Here is a 22,990-nt window from a genome sequence, read left to right as displayed (position 1 = left end):
ACACCATGCCCGAGAACGTTCGACGGTGTAGCGACCACGGCTTCTTCGAGGGCGGCGAGTGCCCGCGCTGTGGGGCGGTCGGCGAGCGGGTCATCGACGGGAGCCGGCGCCGACAGCTCTCGAAGTTCATGTCGGGCGCGCTGCGGCACTTCCCGGACGACGCCGGTGTGGCGCTCGACGGGGCGGGCTGGACGCCGTTTCCCGACCTCGTCGACGCCGTCGAGTCGAAATACGGGTGGGCCGACCGGGCGACCGTCACCGCCGTCGTGGCGACGGACCCGAAGGGCCGGTTCGAGCGGGACCCCGGAACCAGTGACGAGCCCGACCGCGTGCGGGCGGCCTACGGCCACTCGGTCGACGTGACCATCGAGGACGACGGCGGTCCGGTACCGGAGACGCTCTATCACGGCACCGCGCCCCGCGACCTCGATTCGATTTTCGCCGAGGGGCTCCGCCCGATGAACCGCCAGCGGGTCCACCTCTCGGCGAGCGTCGAGACGGCCCGAGCGGTGGGCAGTCGCCACGCCAGCGACCCCGTGATTCTCGAAGTCGACGCCGCGGCGATGGAGCGGGACGGCCGCGACATCGCCAAACGTGGCGAGGCGACGTACACGACGGACCGCGTGCCGTCGCGGTATCTCAGCAAAAGCGACGGCTGATTACTCGACCAGCGGCTCGCCGGTCATCGCCTCGGGCCGGTCCACGTCGATGAGCTCCAGCATGGTCGGCGCGAGGTCCGCGAGCGTGCCGCCGTCGCGGGCGCGCAGGCCGGCCGCGGTCCCGTCCGGCGCGACGTAGATGAACGGTACCGGGTTCGTCGTGTGGGCGGTGTGGGGGTCGTCCTCGGTGCCCATGTCGTCGGCGTTGCCGTGGTCGGCACAGACGAGGACGTGGCCGCCGGCGCCGTGGATGGCCTCGACCAGCCGGCCCAGTTGTTCGTCGACGGCTTCGACGGCCTCGACGGCGGCGTCGAAGTCGCCGGTGTGGCCCACCATGTCGGGGTTGGCGTAGTTCAGGACGAGCGCGTCGGGGTCGTCGGAGTCGATGACTTCGAGCGCTTTGTCGGTCACACCGGGGGCGCTCATCTCCGGCTGGAGGTCGTACGTGGGCACGTCGGGGCTCCGGACGATTTCCCGGCGCTCGCCCTCGAACTCGACCTCGCGGCCGCCGTTGAGGAAGTAGGTGACGTGGGGGTACTTCTCGGACTCGGCCAGCCGTAACTGCGTCAGGCCGGCCGCCGAGAGCACCTCGCCGTAGGTGTCGGCGGGCTGGTTGGGCGGGAAGGCGACGGGGAGGTCGAACGTGCTGTCGTACTGGGTCATCGTTACCAGCCGAACCGTGGGCGGCTCGGTGTCGGCCCCCCAGGCGTCGGGGCGGATGTCCGCGAGCATCCGGGAGAGCTGGCGGGCGCGGTCCGACCGGAAGTTGAAGAAGATAGCGGCGTCGCCGTCGTCCATTCCCTCGTAGTCGCCGACGACGGTCGGCTCGATGAACTCGTCGGTGGTGTCGCGGGCGTAGGACTCGGTGGCCGCGGCGACGGCGGTGTCGACGCTGTGGTCCCCCTCGGCGTCGACGACGGCGTCGTAGGCCCGGCGGGTCCGCTCCCAGTTCTGGTCGCGGTCCATCGCGTAGTACCGACCCGTCACCGTCGCGACGTGGCCGGTACCGTGTGTCTCGGCGTGGGCGGAAAGCTCCGAGAGGTACCCCTCGCCGCCCTTGGGCGAGGTGTCACGGCCGTCGGTGAAGGCGTGGGTCACGGCCTCGGTCCCGCGCTCGTCGGCGAGTTCGATGAGCGCGTGGAGGTGGTCCTGATAGGAGTGGACGCCGCCGTCCGAGACCAGCCCCATGAAGTGGACTTTCCCGTCGTTGGTCTCGGCGTAGTCGAACGCCGACAGCAGCTCCTCGTTCTCGAAGAAGGGCGGGTCCTGGTCGTCGGCGTCCGGCGGGCTGTTGCCGCGCGAGCGGGCGACGGCGTCGGAGACCCGAGCCGAGTCCTGCTTGACCACGCGCCCGGCGCCGATGTTGAGGTGGCCGACCTCGCTGTTGCCCATCTGGCCCTCCGGCAGTCCGACCCGGCGGCCGTGGGTCGTAAGCGTCGAGTCCGCGCCGGCCTCGCGGTACCGGTCGAAGTTCGGTGTCTCGGCCGCGGCCACGGCGTCCCGTGCGTTCTCGTCCGGATTCAGCCCCCAGCCGTCGAGGATTACGAGCCCGACTTGCATATTCGGACGGTCTCACGAGCGGGGTAATAGCCCTTCGGTCCGGAGGGTCTCGGGGGACCGGCTCTCACCTTCGATAGCTGGAACCCGGAGGTTAAGAGGGTGGCCCGTCACCTTTCCGGCATGACGCGTAACATCCTCTCGGACGATCTGGCCGACAGCATCGTCACAACAGCGCGGACAGCGACTGGCGATTCGCTGCGGTCCGTGACCTACTTCACGCGGGCGAACTTCGAGCAACTCTATCTGCGGGACGATCTGCAGCGGGACGCGGACCTCAACGACTTCGTCGGCCACGAGTGGCAGGGGTACAAACAGACGAAGAACGCCTACCAGGAGTCCGAGCTCGGCGACTACCGGTTCACCGTCCGGGCCTTCGAGAACGGCTACCTGCTCCGGGCGACCACGGACCGACAGGGCGTCCTCATCACCACCGACGGCCTCTCGATGGGCTCCTACGAGGAGATAGCCGAGGCCATCGAGCGGCTCCTGCGCGAGTCGACCAAGGAGTAGTCACAGCAGGTTCAGGAGCCAGTTCGCGGCGTTCAGGACGACCAGCAAGCCACCCTCTAGCCGAGTGAGCGTTTCTTCGGTGTAGAACAACACGACGACCAGCACGGTGGTTCCCAGCAGCCACGCCGCTCCCTCGACGCCGGCCGGGGAGACGGCGAGGGGCCGGACGAGCGCGGCCAGCCCCAGCACACCGAGGACGTTGAAGATACAGCTACCGACCAGGTTCCCCGCGGAGATGCCGGTCCGGCCGGCCCTGGCGGCGGCCAGCGAGGTGGCAAACTCCGGCAGCGAGGTGCCCGCGGCGACGATAGTGAGCCCGATGACCCACTCGGAGACACCGGCGACCCGGGCGATGTCGACGGCGGAGACCACAAGCAGGTGCCCGCCGCCGACGACCAGCGCGAGGCCGACGAGCAGCCGACCGGCGTCGGGCGGGTGAAACGGGTCGGCCGCCGTCTCCGCGTCGGTCGAGCCGGCCCGGGAGAGCACGAGCAGGTACGCGAGCAGCGACGCGAACAGCACCGCGCCCTCGACGGCGGAGAGGCGGCCGTCGGCGGCGACGGCCAGCAGGACCGCGGTCGAGCCCACGAGCAGGAGGCCGTCGCGGGCCACGAGGGTCCGGGACATCGCCATGGCCCGGACCAGGGCGACGCCGCCGAGGATGAACCCCAGGTTCAGGATATTGGAGCCGACGACGTTGGCCACTGAGATGTCCGACTGGCCGGCCAGTGCGGCGTCTATCGTCACCGCGAACTCCGGGGCCGAGGTGCCGAAGGCGACGACGGTGAGCCCGACGACGAGCCCCGGGACGCCGAGCCGGCGGGCGACCCGCGAGGCGCCGGTGACGAACTGGTCGGCGCCGAACCACAGCGCGACGACCGAGACGCCGACGTAGAGCACGTCGAAGACGACCACGTCAGTCGCCTCCGGCGGGACGGCGCGGGCGCAGTTTCGACAGCACTGTGTCCGCGTAGCGACAGGACACCCCTAACTGTTTCCCCAGCCCACCAGAGTTATGCCGCCACCGGCGAACCCTCGCACATGACGCTGGACCCGGTGCACGTCGACGGTATCGCCCAGCTGGCCGGACAGGTGGGAGCGACCGTCGAGACGAGCGACCAGGGGGCCGCCGCCGAGGACGTGTGGGCGTCGTTTCTGGACCCGCTGTACGACACCGACGGCCGCGAGATACTCGCCCCGCTGGGCGAGCAACGCCGCCGGAAGGTCCCAATCGAGGACATCGCCCTGGCGGACCCGCCGTTCCCGACCCAGCACGGGCTGGATTCGGGGACCATCAACCCCACGACGTTCAAGAACGGGCTGGTACTGGACGTGGCCCAGGCCGCGATGAGCGCGACCCCCTCGGACGTGGAGCTCCACCGCGGCCGGACCATCATCATGGCGGTCCACTCGAACGACGCGACGCTCGCCTTCGACGACGAGTGGCGGGCCGACGACCGCGGCTACGCCCGCCGCCGGGTGCTCGACGCCCCGCAAGTCGACCGCTTCGAACAGCGGGTCGTCCACGCGCTGGCGCTGTATCTGGCCGAGAGCGAACACGCGCTGTTGAACGCCGACGCCGTCGATGATTTGTTCGTCCTCGACGGCCCAATCTACCCCACCGGCCTGCTCCGGTGGGCCGACCGCGACAGCGAACTCGCCGACCTGCTGGCCGAGGACGACCGACCGAAGTCCGTCGTGGGCAACTACGTCGAACTCGTCGAGCGGTTCGTCGAGCGTGACATCCCCCTGGTCGGGTTCGTGAAGACCTCCTCGCGCAAACCGCTGACCCGCGTCGTCCGCAAGAAGACGGCGGCGCCCTGGAACAGCGACAGCGCATTCTTCCGGCACGTGCTCGAACGCCGGGACGACGGCGAGCGACTGACGGACGCGCTGACCTGCACTAACTGGTTCCGCTCGCGGGCGGGCACCGACGGCATGCTGGCCGCCGACGGCGACGCGCTGGGCATCGACCGCGAACTCGACCCCGAGGCCTACGAGGTGACCTTCTTCGTCGTCTACGACCCGCGGACGGACCTCGTCTTCCGGGTGGAGGCGCCCTACGCGTTCACGCGGGACCCGGAGCGGCGGGACCGGCTCACGCGCCAGCTGTTACACGACGTGGCCGCCGAACAGGGGCCGCCGCTGGCGGTCTCGAAGGCCGACGAACTCGCCAGCATCGACCGCCAGGGCAGCGAGGAGCTCACCCGCCGAATCGAGCGGGAGTTCGGGATGGACCGGGACGCCTCCTACAACGACCTCCGGTGGGGCGCCATCGAGGAGAAGTTCTAGCCGTCGGGCCGCTCTACGGTAATGTCGACCTCGCTTTCGGGGACGCCCAGCCGGGCGAACTGGGTTCGGACGTGGTCTTTCGCGGCCGACAGCGCCGCCGCTTGGTCCGGAAAGCCGCGGGGCGCCGGCGACTCGAAGGCGATGCGGAGTGTCCGGTCGCCGATAGTCTGTGGTTTCCCGCCGCTCTCGACCTCGTAGAAGGCATCGCACACCCAGACGTACGGCGCCCCCTCCTCCGGCGCGCCGCGGTACGACGGCGGCTCCTCGCCGGGTTCGTACAGCGTCCCGGTCAGGCCCGCCTCGCCGGCAGTGCCGGAAACGAGTAACATAGCCGAGAGTAGGCCTCCGAGCGGCAAAAGCGTCACTCCCTCGGATAGCCCGGTCTCAGAACTCGCAGTCAACCACGACCGGGAGGTGGTCGGAGGCGTAGTGGTCGTCGTCCCGGTCGGTGACGGCCGACCAGCCGGTGACCGCGGCGTCGTCGCTGACGAAGACGTGGTCGATGCCCATCCCCGGCAGCAGGTCCTCGAAGTCGGTCCGGGTCGTCGTCGGCCCGTGACGGCTCGACACCAGCTCGCGGCTGTCGCGGAGCCGGCGCCCGCCGCCCAGGTCGTAGCCGGTGGCGGCGGCGTGGGCCGGCCCGCCGACGACGCAGTTGAAGTCCCCGCAGACGACGACCGCCTCGTCGTCGACGAGCCCGGCGAGTCGGGACAGGGCCAGTTCGATACCCTCCCGGCGGGCGCGCTCGCCGTGGTGGTCGAGATGGGTATTCAGCACGACCAGCGCGCGGTCGGTCCCGGCCTCGCGCAGGCGGACCCAGGTCGCGACCCGCGGGTGGCGGGCGTCCCAGCCGACGGAGTTGGCCGCCTCGGGCGTCTCCGAGAGCCAGAACGTGTCGGTCCCCAGCCCGCTGAAACGGTCGCGCCGGTAGCCGACGGCGGTGTGTTCCCCGCTCGGTGCGACCGTATCGCGGGCGTCGCCGACCCACTCGTAGCCCGGGAGCATGGTCTCCAGCTCCCGGAGCTGGTGGGTCATCGCCTCTTGGACGCCCACCACGTCCGGGTCGTGATACCGGATGGTGTCGGCTACCAGCCGCCGCCGATGGGCCCAGTTGTGGCGCCCGTCGATGGCGGTGTCGTACCGAACGTTGAACGACATCAGCCGCACCGGGTTCATGTGGGTCGGTCTGTGGGCCAGAAGGGTAAGCGTTCCACTTCCGCCGCGCCGGGGAAAGGTGTTAATCCCCGGCTACCGTGGGTGGCTGTATGTCCGACCTCGGGGATTTCACTGACTTCGACGGCGGGGGCGATGACAGCGACGAGTCGCCCGCGAGCGCCGACAGCGGGGCCAGCGGGGACGCCCAGTCCGCCACGGACGACGACTTCCAGGACGTGGACGTGGCGCCGGCCGGGAGCGACAGCGGGCTGGGCGTCCTCTCGGCGGCCGACGGGCTCCGCATCAGCGAGGACGACGACGAGTGCAACCTCCGGGCCTACGTCACCGTCCAGAACCGCTCGCGGGTCCGCCTCGGGAAGTACCTCCTGGTCCCCTACCCCGACGGCGAGCGCCTGTTCTGTCGCATCTCCGCCCTGGAGTACGCCCAGGAGTTCCGCGCCGACGACGCCACCGAGATACACGCCCGGCGCGCGATGCGGGAGTCCGGCATCGACGAGCAGGACTTCAAGTTCATGGCGTCGCTGGACCCCATCGCGGTCCTCTACCAGGACGGCGACGAACTCAAGCGCCGGATGACCGACCGCGTCCCCAAGCCCGAGACCGTCGTCCGCGAGGCGACGGACAAATCGGAGATAAAGACCGGGCTGAAGATTCCCGAGGACGGCGTCTTCCTGGGTCACCTCTCGGTCGGCGGCGAGAAGGTCAGGACCGGGGCCCGCCCTCCGACCATCGACTACCGGCTGAAAGACGACTACGAGTCGGGCGACCCGCTCGTCTTCCGGCACACGCTGGTCGCGGGCGGCACCGGCTCCGGGAAGACCCACAGCTCGAAGAACGTCCTCCGGCAGTATCTCGGGCGGACCTACGAGATGGGTGACGGCCGCACGCCGGAACTCGCCGTCGTCCAGTTCGACCCCCAGGACGAGTACGCCCAGATGCACGACGACAACCCGAAGCTGGACGAGGAGTTCGCCCGCCGCTGTGAGCGCGAGGGCGTCAAGACCGGCGGCCACGACGACACCATCGCCTTCGTGCCGAAGGTCGCCGGCGCCGACTACAGCGCCAGCCACCACCGCGCCGAACAGGTCGAGTTCACCATCCCCTTCTCGCTTGTCCACTCGAACCCGTGGCTCATCGCCGGCTCCAGCCTCAACGACAACCAGTACGGCGCGCTGGTCAACACCCTGCTCCCGCGGTTCAAGCGGGAGTTCGGCCGGGGCGGCACCTACGACCAGTTCACGACCTTCCTCTCCGACCCCGCGCTCAAGGAGGAACTCGACGAGACCGGCGACATCCACGAGGCCACCTTCGACGCCGTGAAACGCCGGGTCCGGGGCTTCGGCGGCGTCTTCGACCAGGACGCCCGCCCCATCACCGACCAGATATCCCAGCTGGTGCGGGCCGGCGGGCTGACCGTGATTCCCACCTACCACATCACCGATTCGCGGACGGCCTCGACTATCGTCCTGGCCGTGTCGAGCCTGCTCATCGACCAGAAGCTCTCGAACGACCCCGCCTACGACCGCATCAAGGAGACGCCGCTCGTCCTGGGGATGGACGAGGCACACAACTTCCTCACCGACGCCGACAGCGTTCAGGGCCGGAAGGTCATCGGGAAGTTCACCGAAGCGGCCAAGCAGGGCCGCAAGGAGCGGCTGGGCCTCTATCTCATCACGCAGGACCCACAGGACATCGCCGACCCCGTGTTCAAGCAGATAAACACGACGATGGTCCTGAACCTCGGCGACGAGGACGCTATCAAGGCCGTGAACATCCCCAGCAACCTCGAATCGAAGGTGCCCTACATGGAGAAGGGCCAGCGGGTCGTCTACTCGCCGGACAACTCCGAACCGGTCGAACTCATCGGGCTCTCGACGTGTGTGACGCGACACGGCCGGGATTAGCGAGGTTTGGTCACCAGCTCGGATAGCGACCCGCGGAGCTGTGGCGAACGGAGTGAGAGTGTACACCGAAACGCCGAGCGAGTGAGCCCCTCGGCCGAACATTCAAGCCCGGCGGTACTGCCATGGTACGTATGAGCAGACGAATCCTCGTCCCGGTCGACGGCTCGGACCAGGCCAGAACGGCCACCGAGTTCGCGGCCGAGACCTTCCCCGACGACGCGATAGTACTCTTACACGTCATCAACCCCGCCGAGGCCGGCTACAGCGCACAGGCGTCGGTCCCCTCCTTCTCGGAGGAGTGGTACGAGCAGCGACAGACGGAGGCCCGAGAGCGGTTCGACGAGCTGGAGGCCGTCGTCCGCGAGGCCGGCGTCGAGACCGTCGAGACGGTCATCGAGGTCGGCCGGCCGACCACGGCCATCGTCGACTACGCCGACGACAACGACATCGACCAGCTCGTGATGGGGAGCCACGGCCGGTCGGGGATGTCCCGCATCCTGCTCGGCAGCGTCGCCGAAACCGTCGTCCGGCGGGCGAACGTTCCGGTGACTGTCGTGCGATAAGCGGGACGGAAAAGAGCTGGATTGCCGACTTGGGCGTGCCGAGGCCGGCTGGACTGCCGCGCTCACGCGTGCCTGATGATGTAGACGTCGTACCCAGGGTCCTCGGAGACGGGCGCGCCCACGCTCGACACCGGCGAGGAGACGCGACCTGCGTTCTCGCTACCGATGAAGACGACGGAGGCGCCGACATCGTGGGCGACCGCGCGGATGGTCCGGGTCACGTCGGTCGTGATGGAGGCCATCGAACTCACGTCCTCGGGGACCTCGTAGCGGAACTCGGCCTCGGGAGCGATGTCGGCGACGCGCTCGCGGAACCGCTCGGCGACCGCCCCGGGGTCGAACGGCTCCTCGGCGTCGACCCAGTTCCGCGAGAGGGCGTACTCCGGCTGGTCGGGCACGACGGTCAACGCGAGCACGTCCTCGCCGGTGAACTCCGCGAACTCAGTTGCGCGTTCGAGGGCGGCTTCCGAGAGCTCCGAACCGTCGAATGGGACGAGCAAGGTCATGCCCGGGAGTTCGCCGGTGGGCCAAATAAATGGTAGTTTCGACAAACGTCTCGATGGCCGTGTCCACCAGCCTCAGAAGATGTTGGCCTGCTGGTAGACGCTGATGCCGTCCATCGTTATCTCGTAGGGTTTGGTCTCGCGTGAGTGGTTGGCGTTGCGTATCTTCTGTATCTCGACGGCGAGGCGGGTCTCGCGGGTCTCCGAGCGGACGTACTGGAGAACGAAGACGGCGTCGGTCAGATACTCGATGATGCCGTGCCGGGAGGCGTAGGGGTTGTCCTCGCTGGCCTCGGAGGTGAGCATCGTCGTGACGCCGGCGGCCTTCAGCGACCGGGTGAAATCGAACACCTCGGTGCGCCGGTTGGCGGGGTTGTCGTACATCATCTCCAGCAGGGAGACGGAGTCGAGGACGAGGCGGTCGGCGTCGAAGTCCTCGATGAGTCCGGGGAGCTCGCCGCGGATGTTGTCGAGGCTGTTTGCCATCTCGACCGGGTCCAGGTCGACGACGGCCAGCTGGTCGTTGTCCTCGTACTTGTCGAACTCCCAGTCGCGGTCGTTGGCGGTGTCCATGATAGCCGCGTGGGACTGTTCGAGCGTGATGAAGACGCAGTTCTCGCCGTTCTCCAGCCCGTGGTGGAGAAACTGCAGGCCGAAAGTGGTCTTCCCGGTCCCCGCCGAGCCGATGGAGACGATGAGGTGGCGGCGCGGGATTCCGCCCTGTATCATCCGGTCTAACCCCTCGATACCCACGTCGATGCGGGGGATGTCGGAGTCGAAGTCCTCCTCCTCGAACTCGGTCCCCGAGCCGCCGCCGGGGCTGCCGGCGGACTCGAACGCCGTCGCGAAGTCGTCGCCGAAGAGGCTCCCGCCGTCGTCCGAGCCGGACTCGCTGCCGTCATCGTCGAAGGGGCTGTCACCGGCGTCGTCGTCAAAGGGGCTTCCGCCGTCGTCATCAAAAGGACTGCCACCGCCATCGTCGTCAAAAGGACTGCCACCGCTGTCGTCGTCAAATGGGCTGTCACCGCCCTCGTCGTCGAACGGACTGCTCCCACCATCGTCGAAGGGGCTGTCACCGCCGTCGTCCTCGTTCGCGAACGGCGTCTCACTGTCCGCGTCGCTGTCGGGGTCGTCGGCCCCGTCGCCGGACCCGTCCGAGTCGTCCTCGAACGCGCTCTCGAACCAGTCGTCGTCGCGGTCGTCCTCGCCGTCGCTCATTCGCGCGACCACCGGCCACAGACAGCCATGGCTTCCAAACTCTTGGGGACGAATATAAGCTTGCCGTCGTGGAGGGTTTATGGTCGCCCGGCGGGAACCGCCCCCAATGACTGTCGGTATCGTCGCACAGCGGGACAACGACCGAGCGATGGCGCTCGCGAGCACGCTGACCGACCGGCTCCACGACGTCTCGGCGACGGTCGCCGTCGACGAGACCACTGGCGGAGCGCTGTCGGACCACGAGGCCTGGGACGCCGCCACGCCGCTGACGCGGCCGGTCGAGGAGATGCGGGCGTGTGACCTGGTCGTCAGCATCGGGGGCGACGGGACCTTCCTCTATGCGGCCCGGGGCGCCGGCTCGACCCCCATCATGGGCGTCAACCTGGGCGAAGTCGGGTTCCTGAACGCGCTGGCGCCCGAGGAGGCCGTCGAGACGGTCGTCGCCGAGGTCGAACACATCCAGCGGACCGGCAGCGCACGGACCAGGGCGATGCCCCGGCTGCGGGCGACGGGCGACGGCTGGGGGCTGTCGCCCGCGCTCAACGAAGTGGTCGTCCAGGGCTCGCACCGCGGGAGCGGCGGCGGCGCCGAGTTCGAGGTCCGTATCGACGGCTCGCTGTACACCAGCGGCCACGCCGACGGCGTGCTGGTCGCGACGCCGACGGGCTCTACCGCCTACAACCTGAGCGAGGGCGGGCCGCTCGTCCACCCCGCAGTGGGGGGCATCGTCATCTCGGGGATGGCACAGGCCGACGGGATGCCGCCGCTCGTCGCCGACGTCGACAGCGACGTGACGGTGTCGGTCTCGGCCACCGACGAAGGGTGTGTCGTCAGCGACGGCCGCATCAGAGCGGAGCTATCGCCGCCCGAGCAAGTGACAGTGACGCGGGCGAGCGAGCCGATTCGGCTGGCCGGCCCACCGCTCGATTTCTTCACCGCCCTGGAGAAACTGGGGTAGTTACTTCCGTCCGACGGAGTAGATAACCGGCGCGAGCGCCAGCAGCACGAGCCCGACCAGTTTGTACGCGAAAGACGACGTGAGCAGACTACCGGCGTTCGGTGCCAGCATCGACGAGGGCAACAACAGCAACAACACGCCGATTGAGACGGTGTGGAGGCCCAGCGTCTTGAGCGAGCGCGTCGGCAGGATGCCGACGGCACCGAGGACGAACCCGAGCAACAGGACATCACCGATGGTGTAGTTCAGCAGAAAGCTGTCGATGACTTGCAGCGGTGGCGCGAGCATTCCTACTATCAATCTGGCCGTGACGCAATCTTTAAAGTTCCGTTACGTGCCTCGTGAAGACCGGCTGACGGGCCGGAATCGCTCGCCACACAATAATTATATGCCCGCTCGTGACAGTATAGACTACTGTGTCAGAGTCTACTGCGGACGCAACCGTCCTCGTCGTCGACGACGAGGCGGAGGTGGCTGACGTCTACGCGTTGCGCCTCCGCGACCGGTACGAGACGGAGACGGCCTACGGGGGCGGGGCCGCACTCGACAGGCTGGACGACGAAATCGACGTGGTGTTGCTCGACCGGCGGATGCCGGACATCGGCGGCGACGAGGTGTTAGAGGAGATACGGGACCGGGATATCTCGACGCGGGTCATCATGATAACGGCGGTGGACCCCGACTTCGACATCATCGACATGCCCTTCGACGACTACCTCTGCAAGCCCGTCGAGAAGGCGGACCTGGTGGCTGCCATCGACCAGCAACTCGCCGCCAGGCGGTACGACGACCGGCTCACGGAGTATCTGGAGGTCACGTCGAAACTCGCCCTGCTGAAAGGGGAGAAGACGGCCCAGACGCTCGACGGCAACGAGGGCGTCGAGTCGCTCGAACGGCGGGCCGAGACGCTCCAGGCGGAGATGGACGACGCGCTCTCGGACTTCGAGGATATCGACACCGCGTTCCAGGACATCACGCGCCGGCCGAGCTGACTAGTTCTGCGGCGTGTACAGCAGATAGCCGGTCTCGCCGTTCGCCACCGTTCTGAGCCGGAACCGTGCGGTCCCGACCGTCGTCTCGCAGTCGACGATGCGGTCGAGCCCACCGGCCGTGACCGCCTCGGCGTCGACCGTCTCCTCGCCGGTCACCAGGAGGGCCTCAGGAAGCGGGGTGTCTTCGAGCCGGTCGGTCGGGACGTCGAAGGTCTCGCCGAACGCCGTGTTGACCGCCCGAACGACCGGCCCGTGGCCCTCGGCCGCGTAGTACAGCACGGGGTCCGGGTGACCGGCGAAGAGGTCCGCCGGCTCGGGCGTCGGCGTCTCCGAGGCGTCGGTGTCGACATCGACCGTCATCGTCTGGTCGGGCGATTCGGCGAGGGCGCCGGGCCGGAAGAGCCGGGCGACACCGCCGACGCCGCCGCCCAGCGCGAGGCCGAGCCCGACGGCCACCTCCCGGGAGAAAGGCAGTACGACGACGGTATCGAGCACGGCCAGCCCGATGGCGAGCGACACCGCCCCGACCGCAATCCACCCGACGACAGTCAGGAGGCTACCGAGCTGCGGGCTCCCGCCGGCCCCCCTGTCTGACTGCTCGCTCATTCGAGTGGGAGTCGGCAGCCCATCTGTTAACTTCTTTCGGGACGGAGTGGCGGGACTGGCGACGCTCGGGATGGTTCCTCGCAAAGAGGTAACTTCCTGCGGGCACAATGACGACCGGTGCCACACGATACGGACCGGCGGGCGCACGTCCTCGTGGTCGACGACGAGCCCGACGTGGCTGAGACACAGGCGCTCAGAATCGGAACGACCTACGAGACCAGTGTCGCCCACGGCGGCGAGGAGGCGCTCGAACGGGCCGGTCCGGGCGTCGACGCGATACTGCTCGACCGCCGGATGCCGGACTGCCACGGCGACGAGGTCCTGACCAGGCTCCGGGACCGGGGGTACGAGGGCGTCGTCATCATGCTGACCGCCGTCGACCCGGACCTCAACATCATCGAGATGGACTTCGACGACTACCTCCAGAAACCCGTCGACGGGGAGTTGCTGCTCTCGACGCTGGAACAGCACCTGGGCGGGCGAGACGGGGACGACCGGCTGAACGAGTTCTTCCAGATAACGTCGAAGCTACAGGTGCTGGAGGCACAGCGGTCCGCCGAGGGGCTCGCGGACAGCAGGGAGTACGCGGCGCTGGAAGCGCGGGCCGAGGAGCTCGAAAACGCGCTCCGGGACGAGCTGGACGAGTTCGAGACCATCTACGAGACCTACAGGTCCATCGAGCGCAGCGGCGACTGATGCCGCGGTGAGACCGGCGACGGGAAGCACCAGACCGCGAGCAGCGCGAACCGAGCGCCGGCGACCGGCTACTCAGTGCCGTCGTCGCCGGGCTCGCGCAGGTTCTTCTCCAGCGTGTCCCGGGAGGCGTACGGCTGGCCGGTCGGTCGTCGGGCGGTCCAGCGGCTCGGACGGCTGTCCCGCGAATTGGCGGTGTCGCCGAACTGGTACCCCTCCACGGGCCGGACGCTGTCGCTGATGAGGTGGGAGTCGATGTACGCCTCCATCGCCTCCCAGATGACCGGCCGGAGGTCGTCGGTCCGCGTCGTCGCGGTCACGAACACGCCCTCGACGGTTGTCAGCAGAAATATCGCGGTCTGCTCCGCGTCCACGTCCCGGAAGGCCCCCTGTTCCACGCCGGCCTCGATAATCCCGGTGAGCTGTTCGATGTACCTGTCGGTGGTCTCCGTGAACTGCTCCCGGAAGGCCGAGTCGTGGATAGCCTGGGAGCGAAGCTCCAGCCAGATACCCATCCGCTCGACGGCATCGCGCGAGTCCCGTTCCGTCGGGTGGACGCCGACGAGGATGTTGAGAAACGCGTAGAGGTCCTCTATCGGGTCCCCGGTGGACTCGGTATCGAACCCGCGGTTGAACTCCTCGATGGTGTACTCCGCGAAGGACAGCAGGATGTCGTCTTTCCCGTCGAAGTGGTGGTAAAACGAGGACTTCGAGAGGTCGGCCTCCGCTGCGAGCCTGGAGATGGAGATGCCCGCGTAGCCGTGTTTCCGGAGCGCGGCGTAGGTGGCGTGCATTATCTTCTCGCGCGTATCGGCGGCCTCGCCACCGAACGCAACGTCACCGGCCATGTTCATGCCTTATTCCACTGACAGTGAAATACTTTCGTGATGGGGGCCGGGAGCGGTGAACGGGCGGGCGAGCGGACGGGCGTCGGGCCCCGATATCCCCCGACTGGTGACGGTGTCGGCGGTCCGTCCGCGTTCGGAGAGGCGTCGCTGTCATGGGCACGTCGGTTGGTGGTCGGGTGACATTGTGTGCGGAAAGGGTCGGTCGGTCAGCTGTGCGTCACGGAGCCGCTCACACCGTGCCGGGGATGTTGCCGATGCCCGCCAGGAGGCCGGCGTAGGACAGCAGTCCCAGCAGCAGCGTCGTCACGATGATGGCGGCCGCAGGCGGGTCGAAGTGGGTGTCCGAGTGCGCGTAGAAGACACGCTGGACCGCCTCGCCGACGAGCGCCCCCAGGGCGCCGATAGCGCCCGCGGCGAGGAGGGCGACCGGGTCGGAGAAGCCGGCCAGCGACGCAGACGTCTCGCTCGCGGGCGTGGTGAGCATTATCGCCAGGAAGCTCCCGGGCAGGGTCATGTGGTGGGTCACCGGGAACTTCGCCACGCCGAGGTTGAGAAACAGCAGGCTCGCCGCGGAGACACCGAACGCCAGCACGGGGCTGCCGGTGATGATGCCGATGTACCCCCCGAGGATGCCGGCGACGAGACCGAGCATCGCGACGCCGGACCACTTGTACTGGTGGGGGAGCCACGGCTCGACGGCGAGCCGGTAGGACTCCGCCGCGCCGCCGTCGGTCCGGACCTCACCGCCGTCGGTGGCGGTCCGCATCGTCCCGTTCTCGAACGGCGACATGTCCAGCAGGCCGCTGCCGCGTGCCGAGCCGATGAGCGGGTAGCCGAAGACGAGGCGCGCGACGACGGCGGTGCCGATGACGCCGACCGCGGGCGGGTCGACAGGCAGGACCAGCGTCGCCTGGGAGGTCCACCGGAAGGCGACGCCGAGGACGCCGAAGACGCCGCCGACGGCGAGGATGTCGGGGCGGGTACCCAGCGCGTAGGCGATGTCCTTCGCGGGGTGGTATTCGCCCTCGTCCGGTTCGGGCATCCCGTCGTTCTTCGCGGCGTAGGCCGCCGCCGCGACACCGCCCGCGAAGGCGACGTGGGGCCCGAAGACCGGGCCAAAGGCGAGACTGCCGGTGACACCGCCGCCCGAGATGGCGAAGCCGGCGGCGTTGGCCGCGCCGTCGGCGGCGGCGGTGATACCCAGAACGTTGCCGGCCTCGCCGACGAGCACCATGAAGCCGGTGAAACAGAACGCCGGGAGCGCGCCGATAGCGGCGCCGAAGGCCCCGCCGGCGAACCCACAGATGAGCAGGGCGGCGAGCTGGGCGGCCTCGAACCCCCAGATGAGCGCCATCGTCAGTCACCCCCGTCCTCGGGCCGTTCGTGAGCGGCCCCGTCGAGACCGGTCGTGACGACGTCCTCGGTGCTTTCCCGGCTACCTATCGTGCCGTGTTCGACCCCGACGGGCTCGGGATGAGTCTGTGCGTGCTTCTCGTACGTGTTCGCGCCGGCGTGTGTGTCTACTATCATTGTGTCCAGTAGCCGAACGTTCGTTCGGCCACGTGGACGAACGAACGTTCGTTTAGTACATTAACGTTAGGGTAGGACCTCGGTGCCGGCAGACGCCGGGTCGAACCGTCGACCCGCTGAAACGGCGGTGTGGACGTGAGAAATCACAAGGCTAATTAGTGAATTGCGCCTGAGTTTTAGCTGACTGAGTAGCCGCTCAAATTCGGAGGCCGACGAACCGCGGGGGGACCGTCGGTCGCTGTAGAACGACCCCCGAGACTGCCCTATCCGCTATCAATGAAAAAACGCTCACTCGCGATGTTACTGGTCGCTGCCGCGCTCGTGCTCGCCGCCGGAACCGCCACCGCTGTCACCAGGGGGAGCCCGGACATCACCGCGACACTGCAGGACGACACCGTCGCCGCAGGCGAGGAGGGCACGCTCGAGGTAGTGCTCGTCAACAAGGGCGACCTGGACATCGGTGACCAGCAGAACCCGTCCCTGAACAGCGAGGTGACGACCGCCCGCGGGCTGACCGTCGACATCGAAGACGGCAAGGCTCCGATATCGGTTACGACCGGCACGCGGTCGCTCGGGAGCCTCCCGACGGGATCGCCGACCACGACGAGTTTCGACATCAGCGTCGACGAGAACGCCGAGCCCGGCACCTACAACGTGCCGGTGGAGCTGAGCTACGACTACTACAGCCAGATTTCGGACGGCGTGCGACAGCAAAGCAGCGTCACGCGGACCCGCACCGTCACCGTCACCGTCAGCGACGACGCCACCTTCGACGTGACGAACGTCGACTCGAACGCGCAGGTCGGTTCCAGCGGGACCGTCGCCGTCACCGTCGAAAACACCGGACAGACCGCCGCGAACAACAGCGACGTCACGCTGGCGAGCCAGAACGGGGAGCTGACGTTCGGCGAGCGGACCGAGAGCACCCGTTCGGTCGACTCGTGGGCACCGGGCGAGAGCCGGACGTTCCGGTACGACATCGCCGCGACCGACGACGCCCAGGTCGAGAGCTATCCGTTCCAGCTCTCGGTCGCCTTCGACAACCCCGACGGGGTCCGCAAGGAGTCAGCCACCAGCTCGGTGAGTGTCACGCCCGACCCCGAGCAGACCTTCTCGCTCTCCGGGGTCGAGAGCTCGCTCAGAGCCGGCGAAGAGGGGACCGTCGCCGCAACCGTGACGAACGACGGGCCACGCGCCGTCGACAACGTCGTCATCAACTGGGCCAGCGACAAGAGCGACCTCTCGCCACAGGAGACACAGGTCGCGGTCGGGGACCTAGCGCCCGGCGACTCGACTGACGTGAGCTTCACCGTCGACGCCACCGACAGCGCCGAGGCGGGGACAAAGCAGTTCGACTTCGTCGCCAGCTACCGGAACAGCGAGGGCGACCGCGCGGAGAGCGACACCCTCGAAGCGCAGGCGCAGGTTCGGCCGAGCCAGGACGAGTTCAGCGTCGACTCGGCCAACACCACCATCGGCGTCGGCCAGTCCGGCAACATCCAGGTCACGGTGACGAACACGCGCAACCAGACCTTCTCGGACATCACCGCGAAGGTGTTCACCTCCTCGCCCATCAGCGCCGACGACGACGAAGCGTATATCGACGAACTCGAACCCGGCGAGTCCGAGACGATTACCTTCAGCGTCAGCGCGGAGGGGAGCGCGCTTCAGAAAGGGTACCCCATCTCCCTGGACTTCCGCTACGAGGAACCCGACGGTGACTCGAGCATCTCCGACACCTACCGGGAAGAGATAAAGGTCACCGAACCGAACGACGGCGGCGGCCTGCCGCTGCTGGTCATCGGCGGCGTCGTGCTCGTCCTGGTGCTGGCCGTGGGTGGGTACATGCGGTTCCGGTAGCCACGGATGGGCCACCAGCGTTACATCGACTGGGTAAACGAGCGCATCGCGACCTCGCCCGGTCGAATCGTCCTCCTGTTCCTGGTCGTCACGGTCGCCTTTACCGGTGGCCTGAGCGCGATAGAGACCGAGACGGGCCAACAGCAGTTCATCGAGGACTTGGACTCCTACGAGACGTTCCAGGACATCCAGCGGGACTTCGGCGCCTCCTTCGGCGAGTCGACGACCACGACGACGCTGCTCCAGCAGGACGACAACGCGCTGTCGAAGCAGTCGCTGGTGCAGTCGTTGCGGGCACAGGAGCGGCTCGCCGACGCCGACGGCATGCGCGTCTCCGAGACGAGTTCGCCGGCGAGACAGGTCGCGCGAACGCTCGACCCCGACGCCACGACGCTGGGCGCACAGCTAACGGTTCTCGAAGGGGCGACCGAACGCGAGGTGGCCCAGGCCGTCCGGACGACCGCCGAGACCAACCCCGGGTTCACCTCGTCGGTCAGCGAGGACTTCAACCGGGAGGCCGCGTCGGCCTCGGTGACCGAATCGACCGTGACACACGACGCCGCCGAGATAGACAACCGGGAGGAAAGAGCCAGGGACATCGTCGGCACCGTCGGCGGTGACATCCGCGTACTCGGGAGCACGCCGAACACCATCACCACGTCGCTGGGCATCGTGTTGCCGGCGGCGTTTGTCCTCATCGTCACGTTCCTGCTCATCGCCTACCGCGACCTCGTCGACCTCGCGCTGGGCGTCGTCGCCATCGTGATGGCGCTCATCTGGACGTTCGGCTTCATCGGGTTCGCCGACATCCCGTTCAACCCCCTGCTGGTGTCGGTACCGCCGCTGTTGATAGCGGTCGGTATCGACTTCGGCATCCACGTCGTCAACCGCTACCGCGAGGCCCGCGCCGAGGGGCGGGACATCGTCGACGCGATGGACGTGACCAACAGACAGGTGCTCGTCGCCTTCGGCATCGTCACCGGGACGACGGTCATCGGCTTCCTCTCGAACCTGGTGAGCGCGTTCCCGCCCAACCGGGACTTCGGGCTGGTCGCCGCCGTCGGCATCGTCTTCACGTTCCTCATCTTCGGGATATTCCTCCCGGCCGCGAAGGTGTACATCGACCGCCTGCGGGAGCGCTACCCGGTCCCGACGTTCAGCCAGGAACCGCTCGGTTCCGAGGACTCGGCGTTCGGACGACTGCTCTCGGGCGGCGTCTCAATCGCCAAGCGGACCCCCGTCATCTTCCTGCTAGTCGTGCTCGTCAGTACGACCGTCGTCGGCGGGTACGCGACCGGCGTCAGCACCGAGTTCGACGCCGAGGACCTCCAGCCGGCCGAGGAGACCCCCGACTTCCTCCAGTATCTCGGCCCGCTCGCGCCGCCCGAGTCGTTCCAGTCTATCGAGAACCGCAACCTGCGTGACCGGCACTTCGACCAGGAGGAACAGGTAATCGTCTACGTCGAGGGGGACCTGCGCCGGGACGACGCCCTGGAGTCGCTCAACCGGGCCAGCCGGAACCCGCCCGACGAGATAGAGGGCGAGGGCCGCGAAGCGGAGGTCACGAGCCTCGTGACGCTCGTCCGGGACCGCGCCGAGCAGGACCCGCAGTTCCGGGCGCTCGTGTCCCGCAACGACCACAACGACAACGGCATCCCCGACGACAACCTCCCGGTGATATACGACGCGCTCGCCGAGAGCGGCCAGCTGGACCAGTTCCTCAGCGAGGACCGCCGGAGCACGCAGGTCATCTACACGGCCGACGGCACCGCGACGAACGCCGAGATAGCGGCCGCCGGCGACGAGGTGGCGGGCAACTACCGCGCGGACGCCTCGCCGACCGGTATCGCCATCGTGTTCAACGCGGCCGGGGCGCTCATCCTCGATACGGTCATCCAGAGCCTGCTGATAACGCTCGTCGGGTCGTCGCTGTTCCTGGTCGGCATCTACTGGGTCCTCGAAGGGAAACCCAGTCTCGGCGTCGCGAACATCATCCCCATCGCGGTGGCCGTCGTCGCCCTCGTCGCCACGATGCGGTTCGTCGGCATCGACTTCAACGCCATCAACGGGAGCATCCTCGCCATCACCGTCGGGCTGGGGACAGACTACGCCGTCCACGTCGTCCACCGCTTCGCCGACGAGCGGGAGAGTATGGCGCTGGAACCCGCGCTGCGACGGACCGTCGTCGGCACCGGGGGCGCGCTGACGGGCAGCATGCTGACGACCGTCGGCGGTATCGGCGTGCTGGTGCTCGCGCTGAACCCGGTCATCGGGAACTTCGGGCTCCTGACGGCGCTGTCGGTCGTCTACGCCTATCTGGCGTCGATGTTCATCCTCCCGTCGGTGCTCGTGGTCTGGGACCGGCTCCGCCGGTACGACGGGGCCAGCGGCACCGTCGCCGACACCATCTTCCCGTGGACCGACGAGCCCGGCGTGACAACGGACCAGCGGCCCGCGAAGGCGGCGACGGAGGGCGACAAATGACCGCGTGGCGGCGTTTATCCACGTCCGCCCCCAACCCAGAACGTACCGATCGCACCACCGACACCGCCGGAAGCGAACGAACCAGATGAACTACCAACGATACATCGACTGGGCCGACGACCGCATCGTGGATGACTCCCGGAAAGTCGTCCTGGCCTTCCTGGTCGTGACCCTGGTGTTCAGCGCCGGGCTGGGCAACATCTCGACGAACGCCGGCACCCAGCAGTTCACGACCGGGCTGCCGGCCGAGGAGGCCTTCGACCAGGTCAACACCGAGTTCTCACCCGCCTTCTCGGCGGACACCGGGAGCACCCAGCTCATCCAGGAGGAGTCGAACGTACTCAGCAGACCCGCGATGTTGCGGATGCTCCGGACACAGGAGTCCCTGGAGGAACACGACGGCCTCAGGGTGACTTCGACGTCGAGCGCGGCCGCTATCGTCGCCCGGGAACTGAACGCGAACGCGACGACGACGGAGGCGCAGATACGGACCGTCGAGCGGGCCACCGACAGCGAGATAGACGCCGCCGTCCGCCGGGCCGCCGACGACCCGCAGTTTACCGCGCTGCTCAGCAACGACTTCAACCGCAAGTCGGCGTCGGCGTCCGCCACCATCGGCGTCGTCACCCACGAACTGCCGGCCGGGCTCTCCTCGGGGTCGGGGCAGGGCGGGACCAGCCCGCTGACCGACATCCAGCGCCAGGCCGAGTTCACCGTCGAGGCGACGGGCCAAGGGTCGATTACGGTGTTCGGGTCGGGCATCCTCGCCGACGAGTTCTCCAACGTCGTCGCCGACTCGCTGATTCTGACGGTCCCCGCCGCGATACTGTTCATCCTCTTCTTCCTCGCTATCGCCTACCGCGACCTGGCCGACATGGCGCTGGGGCTGGGCGCCCTCTTTATGGCCATCGTCTGGACGTTCGGCTTCATGGGCCTCGCCGGCATCCCCTTCTCCCAGATGCTCATCGCGGTGCCCCCGCTGTTGCTGGCGGTCGGCATCGACTTCGGCATCCACGCCGTCAACCGCTACCGCGAGGAGCGCGACGGCGGGACCGACATCGGTCAGTCGATGCGCGTCACGACCGACCAGCTACTGGTCGCTTTCGGTATCGTCACCGGGACGACCGTCATCGGCTTCCTTGCGAACCTCTCCAGTGACCTCCCGCCCATCCGCGACTTCGGCTACGTCGCCGCCGTCGGCATCATCTTCACCTTCCTCATCTTCGGGGTCTTCCTCCCCGCCGCGAAAGTCGAACTGGACCGCCTGCGCGAGGAGTACCCGATTCCCACCTTCAGCCAGAACCCGCTGGGCTCCGAGGGGTCCCGTCTCAGCGGCGTGTTGCGGGGCGGCGTCGTCATCGCCGAGCGCGCCCCCGTCGCCTTCCTGCTCGTGACGCTGGTCGTGACTGCCGGGGCCGGGGTGTACGCGACCGACATCTCGACGTCGTTCTCCCAGGACGACTTCCTCCCGCCCGAGGACAACCCCGACTGGATAGAGTCACTGCCCGAGCCGTTCGCGCCCAGCGAGTACACCGTCACCGGGACGACGAACTTCCTTGAGGAGCGGTTCACCACGACACAGGGCGGTGGGGTGACGGTGTACGTCGAAGGGCCGATGCGTCAGGACGACGCCCTCGAACAGATATATCGGGCCGGCGACGACCCGCCGGAGTCGTTCGTCCGCGAGGACGGCCGGGCGAAGTCGAGCTCGATTGTCACCGTCGTTCGGGACCGTGCCGAGCGTGACCCGCAGTTCCGGGCGCTCGTGTCCCGCAACGACCACAACGACAACGGCGTCCCCGACGACGACCTCGGGGAGATATACGACTACCTGCTGTCGTCCTCCTCGCGCGACGCCGCGCTCAACTACATCACCGAGGACTACCGGAGCGCCCGCATCACCTACGAGGTCGAGGCCGACGCCGGCGACGGCGAGGTGACCAGCGACGCGCGGGACGTCGCCGACCGGTTCCGCTTCGAGGCGACGGCGACGGGCAGCACCGTCGTCTTCCAGGCCGTCTCGGACGTCATCTTCGAGTCCGCCATCGTCTCGCTGGCCATCGCCCTCTCCGGGACCGCCGTCTTCCTGGTGTTCATCTACTGGGTCATCGAGGGTCGGGCCTCGCTGGGCCTCGTGAACATCGTCCCCGTCGTCGTCACCGTCGCCCTGCTCGCCGGGACGATGCGGTATCTGGGCATCCCGCTCAACGCCATCACGGGGACGATGCTGGCCCTGACTATCGGGCTGGGGGTGGACTACTCCGTCCACGTCGTCCACCGCTTCGCCGACGAGCACCACCACCACGACCTCGTGACCGCGCTGGACCGCACGGTGCGTGGCACCGGGGGCGCGCTGCTTGGCAGCATGCTGACGACCGTCTTCGGCATCGGCGTCCTCGCGCTCGCCGTCTTCCCCGCCATCGGTCAGTTCGGCATCCTGACGGCGCTGTCTATCATCTATGCCTTCTTTACCTCCCTGCTGGTCCTCCCGTCGGTGCTGGTGCTCTGGCACCGCGCGACCAACGTCTGGCCCGGCCTCAGCGGCCTCCCCGGCTTCGGGCGCCGCCGGAGCCCCGCTCCGGGCGACGACGACTAGCTGTCGGGAACCCATCGGCCACCGGAGCGGCCGCGGCG

Annotated in this window: 22 protein-coding genes; 11 read left to right on the top strand and 11 right to left on the bottom strand. The window is 68.1% G+C overall.

Features of this window, described 5'->3' with window-relative positions:
• Window positions 1–5 precede the first annotated feature (5 nt).
• On the top strand, window positions 6–659 hold the full coding sequence (locus NJQ98_RS15560; RefSeq protein WP_262180329.1) for an RNA 2'-phosphotransferase: 654 nt from the start codon (window positions 6–8) through the stop codon (window positions 657–659).
• Here NJQ98_RS15560 and gpmI read toward each other — a convergent pair whose 3' ends face one another.
• Window positions 660–2,219 (bottom strand): 2,3-bisphosphoglycerate-independent phosphoglycerate mutase, encoded by a 1,560-nt coding sequence (gene gpmI, locus NJQ98_RS15555; RefSeq protein WP_262180327.1) that lies wholly within the window; start codon window positions 2,217–2,219, stop codon window positions 660–662.
• Window positions 2,220–2,339: 120 nt separating this feature from the next.
• On the opposite strand from gpmI, the gene NJQ98_RS15550 reads away from it, so the two are divergent.
• Complete coding sequence (locus NJQ98_RS15550) at window positions 2,340–2,729, top strand: DUF7522 family protein (protein WP_262180325.1); 390 nt, start codon at window positions 2,340–2,342, stop codon at window positions 2,727–2,729.
• On the opposite strand, the gene NJQ98_RS19090 is transcribed toward NJQ98_RS15550, so the two are convergent.
• Window positions 2,730–3,644, bottom strand: a complete 915-nt coding sequence (locus NJQ98_RS19090) for a sodium:calcium antiporter (RefSeq protein WP_262180323.1) — start codon at window positions 3,642–3,644, stop codon at window positions 2,730–2,732.
• A gap of 126 nt (window positions 3,645–3,770) precedes the next feature.
• Here NJQ98_RS19090 and NJQ98_RS15540 point away from each other — a divergent pair, with 126 nt between their 5' ends.
• Window positions 3,771–5,021 carry a DNA double-strand break repair nuclease NurA gene (locus tag NJQ98_RS15540; RefSeq protein WP_262180322.1) on the top strand — a complete coding sequence of 417 codons (1,251 nt, stop codon included), beginning with the start codon at window positions 3,771–3,773 and terminating at the stop codon, window positions 5,019–5,021.
• Here NJQ98_RS15540 and NJQ98_RS15535 read toward each other — a convergent pair.
• On the bottom strand, window positions 5,018–5,350 hold the full coding sequence (locus NJQ98_RS15535; protein WP_262180320.1) for a DUF7113 family protein: 333 nt from the start codon (window positions 5,348–5,350) through the stop codon (window positions 5,018–5,020). The two genes, NJQ98_RS15540 and NJQ98_RS15535, sit on opposite strands and share 4 nt — an antisense overlap.
• A 55-nt stretch (window positions 5,351–5,405) precedes the next feature.
• The gene (locus NJQ98_RS15530; protein ID WP_262180318.1) at window positions 5,406–6,197 is read right to left on the bottom strand and encodes an endonuclease/exonuclease/phosphatase family protein; all 792 of its coding nucleotides are present in this window, start codon (window positions 6,195–6,197) and stop codon (window positions 5,406–5,408) included.
• A gap of 89 nt (window positions 6,198–6,286) precedes the next feature.
• Here NJQ98_RS15530 and NJQ98_RS15525 point away from each other — a divergent pair, with 89 nt between their 5' ends.
• Window positions 6,287–8,101: an ATP-binding protein gene (locus NJQ98_RS15525; RefSeq protein WP_262180317.1), complete on the top strand. Its 1,815-nt coding sequence runs from the start codon at window positions 6,287–6,289 to the stop codon at window positions 8,099–8,101.
• 131 nt (window positions 8,102–8,232) lie between these two features.
• Window positions 8,233–8,664: a universal stress protein gene (locus NJQ98_RS15520; RefSeq protein WP_262180315.1), complete on the top strand. Its 432-nt coding sequence runs from the start codon at window positions 8,233–8,235 to the stop codon at window positions 8,662–8,664.
• A gap of 62 nt (window positions 8,665–8,726) precedes the next feature.
• Here the strand turns inward: NJQ98_RS15520 and NJQ98_RS15515 are convergent, their stop codons facing one another.
• Both NJQ98_RS15515 and NJQ98_RS15510 read right to left on the bottom strand, forming a co-directional pair.
• On the bottom strand, window positions 8,727–9,170 hold the full coding sequence (locus tag NJQ98_RS15515) for a universal stress protein (protein WP_262180313.1): 444 nt from the start codon (window positions 9,168–9,170) through the stop codon (window positions 8,727–8,729).
• A gap of 72 nt (window positions 9,171–9,242) precedes the next feature.
• The gene (locus tag NJQ98_RS15510; protein ID WP_262180312.1) at window positions 9,243–10,385 is read right to left on the bottom strand and encodes a KaiC domain-containing protein; all 1,143 of its coding nucleotides are present in this window, start codon (window positions 10,383–10,385) and stop codon (window positions 9,243–9,245) included.
• Between the two features lie 106 nt (window positions 10,386–10,491).
• Here NJQ98_RS15510 and NJQ98_RS15505 point away from each other — a divergent pair, with 106 nt between their 5' ends.
• Window positions 10,492–11,343, top strand: a complete 852-nt coding sequence (locus NJQ98_RS15505) for an NAD(+)/NADH kinase (protein WP_262180310.1) — start codon at window positions 10,492–10,494, stop codon at window positions 11,341–11,343.
• Here the strand turns inward: NJQ98_RS15505 and NJQ98_RS15500 are convergent, their stop codons facing one another.
• Window positions 11,344–11,631 (bottom strand): DUF8006 family protein, encoded by a 288-nt coding sequence (locus tag NJQ98_RS15500; RefSeq protein WP_262180309.1) that lies wholly within the window; start codon window positions 11,629–11,631, stop codon window positions 11,344–11,346.
• Between the two features lie 128 nt (window positions 11,632–11,759).
• Between NJQ98_RS15500 and NJQ98_RS15495 the strand changes: the two genes are divergently transcribed.
• Window positions 11,760–12,335 carry a response regulator gene (locus tag NJQ98_RS15495; protein WP_262180307.1) on the top strand — a complete coding sequence of 192 codons (576 nt, stop codon included), beginning with the start codon at window positions 11,760–11,762 and terminating at the stop codon, window positions 12,333–12,335.
• Here NJQ98_RS15495 and NJQ98_RS15490 read toward each other — a convergent pair whose 3' ends face one another.
• Window positions 12,336–12,941 carry a hypothetical protein gene (locus NJQ98_RS15490; RefSeq protein ID WP_262180305.1) on the bottom strand — a complete coding sequence of 202 codons (606 nt, stop codon included), beginning with the start codon at window positions 12,939–12,941 and terminating at the stop codon, window positions 12,336–12,338.
• 117 nt (window positions 12,942–13,058) lie between these two features.
• Here NJQ98_RS15490 and NJQ98_RS15485 point away from each other — a divergent pair, with 117 nt between their 5' ends.
• A complete protein-coding gene (locus NJQ98_RS15485; protein ID WP_262180303.1) occupies window positions 13,059–13,637 on the top strand; it encodes a response regulator in 579 nt (192 codons plus the stop codon).
• A 68-nt stretch (window positions 13,638–13,705) separates the two neighbouring features.
• Here NJQ98_RS15485 and NJQ98_RS15480 read toward each other — a convergent pair whose 3' ends face one another.
• From NJQ98_RS15480 to NJQ98_RS15470, 3 genes are all read right to left on the bottom strand, one after another.
• Window positions 13,706–14,482 carry a TetR/AcrR family transcriptional regulator gene (locus tag NJQ98_RS15480; protein WP_262180301.1) on the bottom strand — a complete coding sequence of 259 codons (777 nt, stop codon included), beginning with the start codon at window positions 14,480–14,482 and terminating at the stop codon, window positions 13,706–13,708.
• Between the two features lie 229 nt (window positions 14,483–14,711).
• Complete coding sequence (locus tag NJQ98_RS15475; protein ID WP_262180299.1) at window positions 14,712–15,836, bottom strand: DUF7973 family transport facilitator; 1,125 nt, start codon at window positions 15,834–15,836, stop codon at window positions 14,712–14,714.
• 2 nt (window positions 15,837–15,838) lie between these two features.
• Complete coding sequence (locus NJQ98_RS15470; protein ID WP_262180297.1) at window positions 15,839–16,012, bottom strand: hypothetical protein; 174 nt, start codon at window positions 16,010–16,012, stop codon at window positions 15,839–15,841.
• 276 nt (window positions 16,013–16,288) lie between these two features.
• On the opposite strand from NJQ98_RS15470, the gene NJQ98_RS15465 reads away from it, so the two are divergent.
• From NJQ98_RS15465 to NJQ98_RS15455, 3 genes are all read left to right on the top strand, one after another.
• Window positions 16,289–17,872, top strand: coding sequence for a COG1361 S-layer family protein (locus tag NJQ98_RS15465; RefSeq protein ID WP_262180295.1), 1,584 nt, complete (start codon window positions 16,289–16,291; stop codon window positions 17,870–17,872).
• A gap of 6 nt (window positions 17,873–17,878) precedes the next feature.
• Window positions 17,879–20,356, top strand: coding sequence for an efflux RND transporter permease subunit (locus tag NJQ98_RS15460; RefSeq protein ID WP_262180293.1), 2,478 nt, complete (start codon window positions 17,879–17,881; stop codon window positions 20,354–20,356).
• Window positions 20,357–20,441: 85 nt separating this feature from the next.
• Window positions 20,442–22,952, top strand: coding sequence for an efflux RND transporter permease subunit (locus tag NJQ98_RS15455; protein WP_262180291.1), 2,511 nt, complete (start codon window positions 20,442–20,444; stop codon window positions 22,950–22,952).
• Window positions 22,953–22,990: the final 38 nt, after the last annotated feature.

The sequence above is a fragment of the Haloarcula laminariae genome (assembly GCF_025457605.1).
Lineage (GTDB): Archaea > Halobacteriota > Halobacteria > Halobacteriales > Haloarculaceae > Haloarcula > Haloarcula laminariae.
Note: the sequence above shows the minus strand (reverse complement) of the source record. Positions and strands in the feature narration are given on the sequence as shown.